The sequence below is a fragment of the Cellvibrionales bacterium genome (assembly GCA_016713115.1).
In the GTDB taxonomy this organism is placed as follows: domain Bacteria; phylum Pseudomonadota; class Gammaproteobacteria; order Pseudomonadales; family UBA7239; genus UBA7239.
Genome location: JADJPU010000001.1, coordinates 1,315,428 through 1,330,241, shown reverse-complemented (window position 1 = coordinate 1,330,241; position 14,814 = coordinate 1,315,428). Strand labels below are relative to the sequence as shown.

14 protein-coding genes are annotated in these 14,814 nt (G+C 54.1%); 2 read left to right on the top strand and 12 right to left on the bottom strand.

Features of this window, described 5'->3' with window-relative positions; genetic code table 11:
• Positions 1–53: 53 nt before the first annotated feature.
• The 7 genes from dnaK to aroQ form a co-directional block, all read right to left on the bottom strand.
• Entirely contained in the window at positions 54–1,961 is a 1,908-nt protein-coding gene (gene dnaK / locus IPK30_06495; GenBank protein MBK8102934.1) for a molecular chaperone DnaK, read from the bottom strand.
• 81 nt (positions 1,962–2,042) lie between these two features.
• The gene (gene grpE, locus IPK30_06490) at positions 2,043–2,564 is read right to left on the bottom strand and encodes a nucleotide exchange factor GrpE (GenBank protein MBK8102933.1); all 522 of its coding nucleotides are present in this window, start codon (positions 2,562–2,564) and stop codon (positions 2,043–2,045) included.
• A 100-nt stretch (positions 2,565–2,664) separates the two neighbouring features.
• A complete protein-coding gene (locus IPK30_06485) occupies positions 2,665–3,669 on the bottom strand; it encodes an erythrose-4-phosphate dehydrogenase (protein ID MBK8102932.1) in 1,005 nt (334 codons plus the stop codon).
• 3 nt (positions 3,670–3,672) lie between these two features.
• Positions 3,673–5,694 carry a transketolase gene (gene tkt / locus IPK30_06480; GenBank protein MBK8102931.1) on the bottom strand — a complete coding sequence of 674 codons (2,022 nt, stop codon included), beginning with the start codon at positions 5,692–5,694 and terminating at the stop codon, positions 3,673–3,675.
• Between the two features lie 83 nt (positions 5,695–5,777).
• Positions 5,778–7,124, bottom strand: coding sequence for an acetyl-CoA carboxylase biotin carboxylase subunit (accC, locus tag IPK30_06475; protein MBK8102930.1), 1,347 nt, complete (start codon positions 7,122–7,124; stop codon positions 5,778–5,780).
• Between the two features lie 10 nt (positions 7,125–7,134).
• A complete protein-coding gene (locus IPK30_06470; protein ID MBK8102929.1) occupies positions 7,135–7,593 on the bottom strand; it encodes an acetyl-CoA carboxylase biotin carboxyl carrier protein in 459 nt (152 codons plus the stop codon).
• Positions 7,594–7,629: 36 nt separating this feature from the next.
• Positions 7,630–8,088, bottom strand: a complete 459-nt coding sequence (gene aroQ, locus IPK30_06465) for a type II 3-dehydroquinate dehydratase (GenBank protein MBK8102928.1) — start codon at positions 8,086–8,088, stop codon at positions 7,630–7,632.
• A gap of 230 nt (positions 8,089–8,318) precedes the next feature.
• Between aroQ and IPK30_06460 the strand changes: the two genes are divergently transcribed.
• Complete coding sequence (locus IPK30_06460) at positions 8,319–10,325, top strand: DEAD/DEAH box helicase (GenBank protein MBK8102927.1); 2,007 nt, start codon at positions 8,319–8,321, stop codon at positions 10,323–10,325.
• Positions 10,326–10,327: 2 nt separating this feature from the next.
• Here the strand turns inward: IPK30_06460 and IPK30_06455 are convergent, their stop codons facing one another.
• Genes IPK30_06455 through rep form a run of 3 tightly spaced genes read right to left on the bottom strand, consistent with a single transcriptional unit; the run spans position 10,328 to position 13,232 of the window.
• Complete coding sequence (locus IPK30_06455) at positions 10,328–10,537, bottom strand: DUF1289 domain-containing protein (GenBank protein MBK8102926.1); 210 nt, start codon at positions 10,535–10,537, stop codon at positions 10,328–10,330.
• Positions 10,534–11,175, bottom strand: a complete 642-nt coding sequence (locus tag IPK30_06450) for a CoA pyrophosphatase (protein MBK8102925.1) — start codon at positions 11,173–11,175, stop codon at positions 10,534–10,536. The genes IPK30_06455 and IPK30_06450 overlap by 4 nt, the downstream gene beginning before the upstream one ends.
• A 26-nt stretch (positions 11,176–11,201) precedes the next feature.
• On the bottom strand, positions 11,202–13,232 hold the full coding sequence (gene rep / locus IPK30_06445) for a DNA helicase Rep (protein MBK8102924.1): 2,031 nt from the start codon (positions 13,230–13,232) through the stop codon (positions 11,202–11,204).
• Between the two features lie 121 nt (positions 13,233–13,353).
• Here rep and IPK30_06440 point away from each other — a divergent pair, with 121 nt between their 5' ends.
• On the top strand, positions 13,354–14,235 hold the full coding sequence (locus tag IPK30_06440) for a TIGR03619 family F420-dependent LLM class oxidoreductase (protein ID MBK8102923.1): 882 nt from the start codon (positions 13,354–13,356) through the stop codon (positions 14,233–14,235).
• On the opposite strand, the gene IPK30_06435 is transcribed toward IPK30_06440, so the two are convergent.
• Together IPK30_06435 and IPK30_06430 are read right to left on the bottom strand one after the other, a co-directional pair.
• Positions 14,225–14,503 (bottom strand): type II toxin-antitoxin system RelE/ParE family toxin, encoded by a 279-nt coding sequence (locus IPK30_06435; GenBank protein MBK8102922.1) that lies wholly within the window; start codon positions 14,501–14,503, stop codon positions 14,225–14,227. The two genes, IPK30_06440 and IPK30_06435, sit on opposite strands and share 11 nt — an antisense overlap.
• On the bottom strand, positions 14,500–14,733 hold the full coding sequence (locus IPK30_06430; protein ID MBK8102921.1) for a ParD-like family protein: 234 nt from the start codon (positions 14,731–14,733) through the stop codon (positions 14,500–14,502). The genes IPK30_06435 and IPK30_06430 overlap by 4 nt, the downstream gene beginning before the upstream one ends.
• Between the last annotated feature and the right edge of the window lie 81 nt (positions 14,734–14,814).

The following is a 14,814-nucleotide window of genomic DNA, read 5'->3' as shown; positions in this document are numbered from 1 at the left end:
ACACAAAAGCGCGGACATGCCGCGCTCTGTGATTTTCTTTCCCGTCATCGACTTTACTTGTCTTTGACTTCTTCGAACTCGGCATCCACCACATCGTCACCGCCGCCCTGCTGACCGGAATCACCAGCCTGCTCTTGCGCAGCAGCATCGGCGTACATTTTTTGCGCGAGACCATTGGATGCTTCCGACAATTTTTGCGCCGCCGCATCAATGCGCTCTTTGTCATCGGTTTTCACCGCTTCATCCACTTCTTTCAAAGCCGATTCAATCGCTTCTTTTTCTTCTGCCGTGGCTTTGTCACCAGCTTCCGTCAGCGTTTTGCGCGTGGCGTGTGCCAAACCCTCTGCCATGTTGCGCGCAGAAACTAACTCTTCGAATTTTTTATCCGCTTCGGCATTCGCTTCGGCATCGCGCACCATTTGTTGAATTTCATCATCACTCAGACCGGAAGAGGCTTTGATGACGATAGATTGCTGCTTGCCGGTTGCTTTGTCTTTCGCGCTGACATTCAGAATGCCGTTGGCATCAATATCGAAAGTGACTTCGATTTGCGGCATACCGCGCTGCGCAGGTGGAATATCCGAGAGATCAAAGCGCCCCAGCGATTTGTTTTGCGAAGCCTGCTTGCGTTCGCCCTGCACTACATGAATCGTCACTGCTGTTTGGTTGTCTTCCGCCGTTGAAAACACTTGCGATTTTTTGGTGGGAATCGTGGTGTTCTTTTCAATCAACGGTGTTGCCACACCGCCCATGGTTTCGATACCCAAAGTCAGCGGCGTGACATCCAACAGCAACACATCTTTCACATCGCCAGACAATACCGCACCTTGAATAGCAGCACCCATTGCTACTGCTTCGTCTGGGTTTACATCTTTGCGCGGCTCTTTGCCGAAGAAATCGGCGACTTTTTTCTGCACCAGCGGCATACGCGTTTGGCCGCCGACCAAAATCACATCTTCGATGTCCGATGCTTTCAAGCCCGCATCGTTCAATGCTGTTTTAACCGGCGCCATCGAACGATCCACTAAACCTTCTACCAAGGCTTCCAACTTGGCGCGCGACAATTTCACCACCAAGTGTTTTGGCCCAGTGGCGTCAGCAGTGATATAAGGCAAGTTCACTTCGGTTTGCTGCGCAGAAGACAATTCAATTTTGGCCTTCTCCGCCGCTTCTTTCAGGCGCTGCATTGCCAGTGGATCGCCTTTCAGGTTGATGCTGTTCGATTTTTTGAATTCTTCCGCCAAATAATCAATCAGCGTCATATCAAAATCTTCACCGCCAAGGAAGGTGTCGCCGTTGGTAGCCAACACTTCAAATTGATGTTCGCCATCTACTTCAGCAATTTCAATAATCGAAATATCAAAAGTGCCGCCACCGAGATCGTACACAGCGATTTTGCGGTCGCCTTCTTTTTTATCCATACCAAACGCCAGCGCTGCCGCAGTTGGCTCGTTGATGATTCTTTTGACTTCCAAGCCCGCGATGCGGCCAGCATCTTTCGTCGCTTGTCGTTGCGAATCATTAAAGTAAGCAGGCACGGTAATAACCGCTTCGGTCACTTTTTCGCCGAGATAATCTTCAGCGGTTTTTTTCATTTTTTTCAGCACTTCCGCAGAAATTTGCGGCGGCGCTTTTTTGTCGTCTTTCACTTCTACCCAGGCATCGCCGTTGTCTGCCGCGACAATTTTGTACGGCACCATGCTGATGTCTTTTTGCACCACATCGTCTTTGAAACGACGACCGATCAAACGCTTGACCGCAAACAAAGTGTTGGTTGGATTGGTCACCGCTTGGCGTTTTGCACTCTGACCCACCAACACTTCGCTGTCATCAGTGAACGCGACAATCGACGGCGTGGTGCGATCGCCCTCGGCGTTTTCAATCACTTTTACTTTGTCGCCTTCCAACACCGCCACGCAAGAGTTGGTGGTGCCTAAATCAATACCAATAATTTTGCCCATGATGTTTCTCCACTATTACCGCTGCGCGGTTATCAATTCGATGATTCGTTAATTGGGTGTGCTCGTACACTTTTCAAGACATCAACTGGCGGCTTTTGCCACCACCACCATCGCCGGACGCAGCAGGCGACCGTTGATGCTGTAGCCTTTCTGCATCACCTCAACCACCGCATTGGGGGCAACGCCCGCCACTTCCAGCATGGTGATGGCTTGGTGATGTTCAGGGTTGAAGGTTTCACCCTGCGGATTAATCAGGTTCACGCCGTGCTTTTCCAAAGTGGCCAGCAGGGATTTCAGCGTCAGCTCCACGCCCTCGCGCTGGGTGGCATCTTCCTCGGCAATCGCGGTCAGCGCGCGCTCCAAGTTGTCCACCACCGCCAGCAGCTCACCGGCAAAACGCTCCAGCGCAAACTTGTGCGCCTTCTCCACATCCTGCTCGGCACGGCGGCGCACATTCTGCATCTCGGCGTTGGCGCGCAGCACTTGGTCGCGGGCGGCAGCGACTTCGGCTTGCAGCGCCTCAAACTCAGCTGGGCTCACAGCGGGTGCAGCCGCCGCTTCATCGATCGGCTCAGGGGTAATGGGATTCTCAGTCTCTGACATGGCTATTCCTCAAACGCATGATTCTGGCTCGCCCGCGCATGGGCGTAGGCCAGTGAATATGGGGATGCGTTCTAGGGATTCAAGCGGGTATTGCGCCCTCTCAGCGCCAGCGCCGCGCAATATCCAGCATGCGGTTGGCGTAGGCCCATTCGTTGTCGAACCACACCAGCACTTTCACCAACTGGCCGCTGACACGCGTTTGACTGGCATCGACGATGCCGGAGCGCGCATCGTGGTTGAAATCACAGGAGGCGAGCGGCTCTTCGGTGTAACCCAAAATATTTTGCAGCGCACCTTCCGAAGCCGCCTGCAACGCACGATTGACCGCCGCCACATCCACCGGCTTTTGCAGCAACACCGACAAATCCATCGCAGAAACATTTTGCGTCGGCACACGCAATGCCTGTGCGGCAAAACAATTTTTTAAGTGCGGCAAAATGCGTTCAATGCCGCGAGCCAGTTGTGTATCAATCGGAATTAAGGATTGCAGCGCCGCGCGTGTTTTGCGCAAATCGGTGTGGTGATAGCCGTCTAACACCGGCTGATCATTCATGGCGGAATGAATGGTGGTAATCACACCGTTCACCACACCAAAGGCATCATCCAACACTTTAATCACCGGCACGATGGCATTGGTGGTGCAAGAAGCCGCAGAAGCAATCGTGTGTTCGGTTTTTAATATTTCATCATTGATGCCGCACACCACCGCTGCATCAATATCCTGATCGGCTGGCTGCGAAAACAGCACTTTTTTAGCGCCGACTTTGAGATGCGCCTGCGCTTTTTTGCGCGAAGAAAATACGCCACTGCATTCCAACACAATATCAATATCGTGCTGCTGCCAATCCAGCGCCTCCAAAGATTTGTGCGCCGTGAGCGCAATGCGATCGCCGTTCACGATCAAAGTATTGCCATCCTGCGCTACCGTGCCGGGGAAATGCCCGTGCGTGGAATCGTAGCGCGTGAGGTAGGCGATGGTCGCCGGATCTGCCGGCTCGTTGATCGCCACAATTTTGCAAGTTTTGTGCGCGCCACTTTCATACAGCGCGCGCAATACACAGCGCCCGATGCGACCGTAACCATTAATGGCAAGTCGCAGTGACATCACTCAACCTTGCACAGCTTTTGCTACAGCGACCACATGCTCCACGGTAAAACCAAATTCCTTAAACAGAGCATTAGCAGGCGCGGATTCGCCAAAACGATGCACACCGATGACGCGACCATCCAAACCGACAAACTTGTGCCAGTAATCGGGATGCGCCGCTTCAATCGCCACGCGCGCACGCACAGCAGCAGGCAAAACGGATTCGCGGTATTCGGCATTTTGTGCGCAAAACACTTCCGCACAGGGCATGGACACCACACGCACGGAATCACCCAGTTGCGCAGCCGCTTGCATCGCCAAATCTACTTCTGAACCCGTGGCGATCAAAATGGTTTTTGGTGTGCCGACAGAGTCTTTCAAGATATAAGCACCGCGTGCAATATTCGCCACTTGCTGCGCGTTGCGCGCTTGATGCTGCAAATTTTGACGCGAAAAAATTAACGCTGTAGGGCCGTGCTGATACTCCAGCGCCGCTTTCCAACTGACGGCAGATTCCACCGTGTCACAAGGTCGCCAAGTGTGCAAATGCGGTGTGCTGCGCAGCGCAGTTAATTGTTCGACTGGTTGATGCGTGGGGCCGTCTTCACCCAAACCAATCGAATCATGTGTGTAGACAAACAGCACGCGCTGTTTCATCAACGCAGCCATACGCACCGCGTTGCGCGCATATTCCATAAACATTAAAAAGGTGGCGCCGTAAGGAATAAAACCGCCGTGCAGCGCGATGCCATTCATCATGGCACTCATGCCAAATTCGCGCACGCCGTAGTGCAAGTAATTGCCGCTGGCATCGTGTGCATCTATGCCTTTGCACACTGCGCCGTCTTTACCTTTCCAGATCGTGAGATTGGAACCCGCTAAATCGGCCGAGCCGCCGAGAAACTCTGGCAGCAACGAACCGTAAACACCTAAAGTGTTTTGGCTGGCTTTGCGGCTGGCAATGGTTTCGCCTTTTTCTTGGCACGCTGCAATGTAGGCATCCGCTTGTTTGGCAAAATCGGCTGGCAGCTCACCTTTGCTGCGGCGTTGAAATTCTTTTGCCAATTCTGGATACGCATTGGCGTAAGCAGAAAATTTTTCTTGCCAGTTTTTTTCAGCGACTGCGCCTTTATTGCGCGCATTCCACGCACTGCCAATGTCCGCTGGAATTTCAAACGGTGCGTGCGGCCAATTGAGTTGTTTTCTTGCCAGCGCAATTTCTTCCGCACCCAGCGGCGCGCCGTGACATTCTTCTTTACCCTGCTTGTTGGGTGAACCAAAACCGATAACCGTTTTGCAAATAATCAGCGAAGGTTTTTCAGTTTCCGCTTTGGCTTTTTCTATCGCTGCCTGAATCGCCGCGCTGTCATGGCCGTCAATCGGGCCTATCACTTGCCAGTGGTAGGACTCAAAACGCTGGGTTGTGTCATCGGTAAACCACGCTGGCACACCGTGACCACCGGCCACTTCGCCATCAATCGAAATGCCGTTGTCATCGTAAAACGCAATCAGTTTGCCCAAGCCCAGCGTGCCGGCCAGTGAACAGGCTTCGTGCGAAATGCCTTCCATCAAACAGCCGTCACCGAGAAAGGCGTAGGTGTGGTGATCGACGATATTGTGCTGGTCGCGATTGAACTGCGCCGCCAACACTTTTTCTGCCACCGCCATGCCCACGGCATTGGTAATGCCCTGCCCCAAGGGGCCCGTGGTGGTTTCAATGCCAGGGGCGTAGCCGTACTCAGGGTGGCCTGGCGTTTTGCTGTGCAGCTGGCGGAAGTTTTTCAACTCGTCGATCGACAAGTCGTAGCCCGCGAGGTGCAGCAGGCTGTAAATCAGCATCGAGCCGTGACCGTTGGACAGCACGAAGCGGTCGCGGTCTGGCCAATGCGGGTTGGCGGGGTTGTGCTTTAAGTGGTCATTCCACAGCACTTCCGCGATGTCGGCCATGCCCATGGGCGCGCCCGGATGACCTGAATTGGCTTTCTGCACCGCATCCATGGACAGCGCACGGATGGCATTGGCAAGATCACGGCGAGAAGGCATGGCAAAACCTCAGAAACGAAAAACGGGAGGGCGCTATTGTCGCCGACCCTCCCGCCAGTGTCACCCGCTGACGGCTGCCCGCCTCAGTGTTTCATGCCCAATTTTTTCTCAAGGTAATGAATATTCACGCCGCCGCGCGCAAACGCGTCATCGCGCAATAAATCTTGCTGCAAGGGAATATTGGAGCGAATGCCGTCCACCACGGTTTCATCCAGTGCGATGCGCATGCGCGCAAACGCGGTTGCGCGGTCATCGCCGTAACTGATAATTTTGGCAATCAAAGAATCGTAAAACGGCGGAATGGAATAGCCGCTGTACAAATGCGAATCGACGCGAATACCGGGGCCGCCCGGCGCGTGCCAATGATTCACTTTGCCTGGGCAAGGCGTGAATGTTTTTGGATCTTCTGCATTGATGCGGCACTCAAATGCATGGCCGCGTATCACCACATCTTTTTGTTTGATGGATAGCGGTATGCCACTGGCAATTTTTAATTGCTCTTTCACGATGTCGATACCCGTCACCATTTCCGTGACCGGATGCTCCACCTGCACGCGCGTATTCATTTCGATGAAATAAAAACGCTCGTTTTCGTACAAAAATTCAAAAGTACCCGCGCCGCTGTAACCAATATCAATACAGGCTTTCACGCAAGCATCCGCCACTTCTTTGCGCACTTTGTCAGGAATGCCAGGAGCTGGCGCTTCTTCCAACACTTTTTGATGGCGGCGTTGCAATGAACAATCGCGATCGCCCAAATGAATGGCATGACCTTGACCATCGGCCAAGATTTGAATTTCCACATGGCGCGGATTTTCTAAAAACTTTTCCATGTACACCGTGCTGTCGCCAAACGCTGCTTGCGCTTCGCTGCGCGTCACTTGCACCGCATTCACCAAGGCCGCTTCGGTGTGCACCACGCGCATACCGCGACCGCCGCCGCCAGCTGCGGCTTTGATGATGACGGGATAACCGACTTGACGACCGATTTTCAAAATTTCTTCTGCGTCATCCGGCAGTGCGCCGTCTGAGCCTGGCACCGTCGGCACGCCCGCTTTTTTCATCGCATCTTTGGCAGAAACTTTATCTCCCATCAAACGAATCACCTTCGCTGAAGGGCCAATAAAAACATAGCCGCTTTTCGCCACTTGCTCAGCAAAATTCGCGTTTTCGGCGAGAAAACCGTAGCCGGGGTGCACCGCTTGCGCATCGGTAATTTCCATCGCGCTGATGATCGCCTGCACGCTCAAATAACTGTCGGACGATTTGTTCGGTCCGATACACACCGCCTCATCGGCCAAGCGCACATGCATTAAATCACGATCAATTTTGGAATGCACCGCCACGGTTTTTATACCGAGTTCTTTGCAGGCGCGCAAAATACGCAGTGCAATTTCACCGCGATTAGCAATAACAACTTTATTTAGCATAAGGATCGCTTCAGGCAATGGTGAACATGGGTTGATCAAATTCAACTGGCGCACCGTCATCCACCAGTATCGCTTTAATCACACCTGCTTTATCCGCCTCGATTTGGTTCATCATTTTCATCGCTTCGACGATGCACAACACATCGCCCACTTTCACACTTTGCCCCACCTCAGCAAATGCGGGCGACTCCGGCGAGGGCGAGCGGTAGAACGTGCCCACCATCGGCGACTTCACCACATGCCCAGACAACACCGGCGCAGCAGCGGGTGCAGCCGCTTCTGCTACAGGCGCAGCAGCGGGAGCAGGTGCAGCCATCGGCGGTGCAGCGTAAGCCATCGGCGCTGCCATCATCGGCATCACACCGTTGCGCGAAATGCGCACGGTTTCTTCGCCTTCACGAATTTCCAATTCACCGATATTGGATTCTTCCAACAATTCGATCAGTTTTTTAATTTTTCGAATATCCATGCTCATTTCACACTCGTTGGTCTAGTCAAGGAAAGTTTATGGTTTGGCAGCCGCCGCTGAGCGCAATTTTTGTACTGCCGCTTGCAGAGCTAATTCGTAACCCTGCGCGCCCAAACCGCAGATCACACCCTCAGCAATATCTGAAAAAAACGATTGCTGACGAAACGCTTCGCGCTTGTACACATTGGACAAATGCACTTCGATGAAGGGAATGCCCACCGCTAACAAAGCATCGCGCAGCGCAACACTGGTGTGCGTAAATGCAGCGGGATTGAACAAAATAAAATCGACACCTTCGCGCCGCGCATCCTGAATACGATTGATCAACTCATACTCGGCATTGCTCTGCAGTGTTTGCAAGTGGTGTCCGGCAGCACGCGCTTGCGCTTCAAGACGCGCATGGATGCTGTCCAGCGTGTCCGCGCCGTACACACCCGGCTCGCGGGTGCCGAGTAAATTCAGATTGGGGCCGTGCAACACCAAGATAGTGGCCATGGTGGGATCCTTGGATCGGCAATGTGATGGGCGCAGTGTGGAGCAAGGCGGCGTGGCTGTCTATGGAATTAGCGCAATTTCGTAGACATTAGACGAAATTCGGTGGACTTTCTGCCGCGCAAGACAAGCGCCCGCCAGACCGCTATACTGCGCGCGCCGCGCCACGCACCCTCTCCTTTGTGCCAGCGCGTTTGCCCTTTGAAGGGCTCACTTACAGCTGGGACAACACGATGACTACCGAAACGACCACGCCCGTCGCCTTCCGCGACCTGGGGCTGCCTGACGGCATGCTCGCCATCCTGACCAATATCGGCTACGAAACGCCGTCGCCCATCCAAGCGCAGACCATTCCTCTATTGCTGGAAGGTCGCGATGTGCTGGGGCAGGCGCAGACCGGCACCGGCAAAACCGCCGCTTTTGCACTGCCGATACTGGCGCGCTTGGACATGAACAGCCGCGCCACGCAGGTATTGGTGTTGGCACCTACGCGTGAACTGGCCATCCAAGTGGCTGAAGCCTTTCAAACCTACGCCGCGTTTATTCCGCGCTTTCAAGTGCTGCCGATTTACGGCGGCGCCAGCTACAGCACGCAGTTGCGCCAATTGAAGCAGGGCGCACAAGTGGTAGTCGGCACGCCAGGGCGGGTGATGGATCACATGCGCCGCGGCACGCTCGACCTCTCCGAGCTGCAATGCCTGGTGTTGGATGAAGCCGACGAAATGTTGCGCATGGGTTTTATCGACGATGTGGAATGGATACTTGAGCAGACACCGGAAGAGCGCCAAATTGCGCTGTTTTCCGCCACCATGCCGCGCGAAGTGCGCCGCATTGCGCAGCAACATCTGAACGATCCCGCTGAAATTACCATCGCGGTTAAAACCGCCACCGCCTCCACCATTCGCCAACGCTACTGGCCCGTGAGCGGCATGCACAAATTGGATGCTTTAACGCGCATGCTCGAAGCGGAAGATTTCGACGGCATGATTATTTTTGTGCGCACCAAAACAGCAACCGTGGAATTGGCCGACAAATTGCGCGCACGCGGTTACAACACTGCCGCACTCAATGGCGATATCGTGCAATCGCAACGCGAACACACCATCGCACAAATTAAAAATGGCTCTATCGACATCATCGTCGCCACCGATGTGGCGGCGCGCGGTTTGGATGTAGAACGCATCAGCCATGTGATCAACTACGACATTCCCACCGACACCGAAGCCTATGTACACCGCATCGGCAGAACGGGACGCGCCGGCCGCAGCGGTGACGCGATTTTGTTTGTCGCACCGCGCGAAAAACGCCTGTTGTTTGCGATTGAAAAAGCCACGCGCCAACCGATCGAATTGATGGAGCTGCCATCGACAAAACTCATCAACGACAAACGCATCGCCAAATTCAAACAGGGCATCAGCGATGTTTTAGATGATGGCGCCGTTGAAAAAGGCAATCTCGATCTCTACCGCGAATTGATCGCGCAGTATCAACACGAAACCGGCGTGGAATTAGACATCATCGCCGCCGCACTCGCCGCCCTTGCGCAGGGCGGCACGCAATTACTGTTGAACGAAAAAGACACGCCGCGCACACAGGCATTGACGGACGAACGCCCACCGCGCAAACACCGCGAACGCGATGATTACGACGACGGCAAACGCGAGCGCATCAAACGCATGCGCAGTGAAAAACCCTCGCGCGAACTGGAAGACGGCATGCAGCGCTTCCGCATCGAAGTGGGTTACGAGCACAACATCAAACCCGGCAACATCGTGGGCGCGATTGCTAACGAAGCCGATTTGGACAGCAAACACATCGGCCACATCGCCATCCATGACGATCACAGCACCGTGGATTTGCCCGCGCACTTGGCGAGCAATTTACTGAAAGTGTTAAAAAATACCCGCGTGGCTGGCAAGCCCATGAACATTTCTCCTGTGGGCTTGGGCAAAGCGGGCGGCGAACAGAAATCACTGCGCAACGACGCCAAACCTTTCCGCGAGAAGAAAGCCTTTGGCGAAAAGAAAGAAGCAGGTGAGAAGAAATCTTTTGGCGACAAAAAACCTTTCGGTGATAAAAAGCCTTACGGAGAAAAGAAGTCTTACGGCGACAAAAAGACCTTCAGTGATAAAAAGCCGTTTGGCGATAAGCCAGCCAAAGAAAAGCTCAGCTTTCGCGATAAAAAATCAGACGCCCCAAAAAAACCAGACGGCACCAAACCCTTTCGCAAGAAAAAATAATTTTAGAAAGGGTTGACGGCTCGCGCGCGCTCAGCGGCGCTGGCAAGGATGGCGCGGCGCTCTGTATTATCGGCCACAGACCAGCGGGTGATCTCCTGCCCGCTGCGGTAACAGCCCACGCAGACATCGTCCGCATCCAGCGCGCAGATAGAAATACAGGGCGAAGCGATCAGCACTTCTTTTTCTAAGGTGTCATCAAGTTCTGCTGTCATTTTTTCTCTGCCCTCGCCTGCTTGTCTTCATCAGTCAACCACTCTTCCGGCATGATCATGCCGTTGGTTTTTTGCGCCAACAATTCCACGCCAGTGTGAATGTTTTGGCCGAGTACGCGATTCATAAAATTCACCAAAATGATCGCTGTCACGCCCCAAATTTCATACTGCTGCCACTGCCAACACGGCACGGCTACCGCATGACCGTCCACTGTGCCGCGATCGGTGCGCGTGCGTTCGTCGCGCAAGAAAAATGACAGCGGTACGCGAAAAATGCTGTCCAATTCATCAGGGTTTGGCGTCAACACCACATCGGGGGAAATCACGCCCACCACCGGCACCACTTTGACACCGAAGCGCGTCACCATCGGATCCAACTCACCCAACACTTCCACTGCCGAAGGCGGCAGCGCAATTTCCTCTTCGCTTTCACGCAGCGCTGTTGCAATAAAATCACTGTCTGTTTTATCAATTTTTCCGCCGGGGAGCGCCACTTCGCCGCGATGCGATTTCAGATGGTCCGCACGACGCGTGAGTATCAAGTGCGTTTCCGGCTCATCCGTGAAGGCCAACAGCACCGCCGCTTCACCGCGAAAAGTCGCCTCGCTCCAGTAGTTCACTGGTTGCAGCGTTTTCATACCTTGGCGCAGTGCATCTAACATCGTCAATCAAATAATTTTTTTAGACTGGCTATCGTATCACGCGCTTTTTGTTCGCGCTGCTCTGGCGACAAAGCATACCCCACGCCTTCGCTTTGCAAATCTTCAGCGGGTAACTCATCCAGAAAACGGCTGGGCGTTGGCTCGTTCACTTCACCGTACTGTTTGCGTTTGCGCGCTAAAGTCAGCGTCAGCGTGCGCTGTGCGCGCGTGATGCCCACATAAGCCAAGCGACGCTCTTCGGCGATTTGATCCGACTCAATGCTGTTGCGATGCGGCAGAATTTCTTCTTCCCATCCCATAATAAAAACATGCGGAAACTCCAAACCTTTTGCCGCGTGCAGCGTCAACAATTGCACGCGATCACTATCATCCTCTTCTTCCTGTCGCTCCAACAAATCGCGCAACACTAACTTGCTGATGGCATCGCGCAACAAATCCAAGTTATCGCGCGCGCTGTCGGTGTCATCCTCTTCACTCACCGCCAGTGAACGGCCGAGCGATTCCACCAAATAGCGCACATTGTCCATGCGCCGCTCGGCGACAACCGCACTGGAAGCGTTTTGATGCAGATGCGCTTCGTAAGCCATGTCGTCCAGCATTTCTGTAATCGCCGCCACAGGGCTGTTTTGCGCGCACTGCTGGCGCACATTTTCCAGCCACTGCGCAAACTGCCGCAAACGCCCCAAGGCTTCAGCACCGAGAATGGATTCAATACCCAATTCGTGTATCACATCGTGCAGGCTGCGTTCGCGCTGCTGCGCGTACAAACCTAACTTCTCCAAAGTGCTGGGGCCGATTTTTCGGCGCGGCACATTGATGATGCGCAAAAACGCATTGTCGTCATCAGGGTTTGCCAACAAGCGCAAATAGGCCATGGTGTCTTTGATTTCGGCGCGCGAAAAAAACGAAGTGCCGCCGGTGATGTTGTAAGGCACTTGCGCCTGCTGCAACTGCATTTCCAACAAACGCGCTTGATGATTGCTGCGATACAACACCGCAAAATCAGAAAACCGTCCGCCGCGTTGCAAACGCTGCGACACAATATCCAGCGCCACGCGCTCCGCTTCCGCCTCTTCATTGGCGCAGTGCACCACGCGAATCGGGTCACCGTAACCCAATTCACTCCACAATTGTTTTTCAAATTCATGCGGGTTGTTGGCGATCAGTTGGTTGGCCGCTTTTAAGATGCGTCCGAAAGAGCGGTAATTTTGTTCCAACTTGATTAATTTCAACGCGCGAAAATCGTGTTGCAACTGCGACAAATTTTCTGGCTTCGCACCGCGCCAAGCGTAAATGGATTGATCGTCGTCACCCACCACGGTTAAACCGCTGCGCACGCCCACCAACTGCTGCACCAAGCGATATTGGCAGGCATTGGTGTCTTGGTATTCGTCCACCAATAAATAGCGTATGCGTTGATGCCAACGCGCCAACACCGCTGGATTTTCTTCAAACAACTGCACGGGAATCGCGATCAGATCATCAAAATCCACTGCGTTGTAGGCTTTCAATGAACGCTGATAGCGCTCATACAACACTGCCAGATTCATCTCCCCTGGTGTGGCAGCGCGCTGCAATAACACGGGCGGGGAGAGCAGCTCATTTTTCCAATTGGAAATTACCTGCTGCGCCATCGCCACATAATCGTTATCGGCCTCGCCATTTTTTAGCAGCAATTCGCGCAGCAGGGCTTGTGCATCCTGTTGATCGAAAATCGAAAAACCGCTTTTGTAACCGAGCACGCCGATCTCGCGGCGAATAATGTCCAGCCCCAGCGAGTGAAAGGTGGACACCTGCAAGCCGCGCGCCTCGCTGCCCAACAATTTCCCCACGCGCTCTTTCATTTCGCGGGCGGCTTTATTGGTGAAAGTCACGGCGGCGATGTGGCTGGCTTTGTACTGACACTCGCGAATCAAGTAAGCAATTTTTTCGGTGATGACGCGCGTCTTGCCGCTGCCCGCGCCGGCCAGCACCAACAGCGGGCCGTCGATATAGCGCACCGCTTCGCGCTGACGCGGGTTGAGTTGAGGCAGGGAGCTCATGCGGGCAATAAACAGCGAGGGGGAACGGCTGCGCATTTTACCAGCATGGCACGGCGGCAGCCCTGCCTTTATCATGCGCGCCTCTGATTGACAGCCCTGAGCGGAGCCACTTATGCGTTTTGCCTTTCACGCCACCATGTGCCCTATCGACCAATATGTACCGCTGGCACAAGCGGCAGAAGCCGCGGGCTTTCAAGGCTTTACCTTTCCCGACAGCATTTGCTACCCGCAAGTAGCCGACACCAAATACCCCTACAACGAAGACGGCTCGCGCAATTTTCTCGACGGCACGCCGTTTCTGGAACCGTTCTGCGCTATTCCTTGGCTGGCGGGCGTGACCGAAAAACTGCGCTTCACCACCAGCGTGGTCAAGCTGCCGATACGCAACCCCGTGCTGCTCGCCAAGCAAATCGCCACCATCGCCTGCATCAGCAACAACCGCTTCGCGCTGGGCGCGGGTCTGTCACCGTGGATAGAAGATTTCCAAATCTGCGGCGAGCGCTGGGAGAGTCGCGGCCCGCGCATGGATGAAATGGTGGCGATTATTCGCGGCCTGCTCAGCGGCGAGTACTACAGCCACGACACGCCGCACTACCAGATTCCCGCGTCCAAAATGTGCCCCGTGCCGAGCCAGCCGGTGCCGATTTTGTTGGGCGGTCACGCCGATGTGGCGCTGAAACGCGCCGCGCGCATTGCCGATGGCTGGATCCACGCCGGCGGCTCTTATGACACCTTGAAACCGCTGGTGGAAAAACTAAACGCCTTCCGCAAAGAGTACGGCACCGACAACAAACCGTTTGAAATTCATGCCACCACCGCCGATGCCTTCAGCGTTGACGGCGTGAAAAAACTGCAAGATTTGGGCGTGACAGAGTGCATCGTCGGCTTTCGCGACACTTACAAGGGCGAGCAGGACACCAAAACTGTCGCGCAAAAAATCGGCATGTTGCAGTGGTTGGCCGACAACATTATTGCGAAAACGGCTAGCGTTTGAGATCGCGGTAAAAGTTCTCGTGCGGCCCTACAGCCTCCAAATACACCAAACGCACCGCCTCATCGACGGTGTAGCCCAGTAAATATTGCTGGTTCTGGCTGTGAAATTTGTAGACCAACAGTTCGGCTAAATCGCCTTTTTTGCGCTCACCGATTGTTGGATTGGCCGCTACCGTTTCAGCGGCAATATCGACATCAGCCGCCACATTGTCGTGTAATTTTTTGTAAGCGCGCGCAAAACGGCGCGTTTGCTGTAAGCCGTAACTCACGAACGGCGCGAGCGGGGCACGAAGGCGCTGGCCTCACTGCGCGGTTCCGCCAACGAGGCCAGTGACTCCGCGACAAAGCTCACCGGCAAGTCGGGATTGTCCAACGCAGCGCGCCCCACTTTTGCCCAATACTCAATCTGCCCGGCAATGGTGCGGTGTTCGCTGCTCGCTTCGCTACGCGCTTGGTCGTACAGCGCTTGATCAATACGAATAGATGTTGATGTACTCATGACAGCCCTCACAGCGGCAAAAACTTCTATGAGGTCAACTTACCACAAATGTAGAAAACTAGGGTGAGCCATCGTTAATAA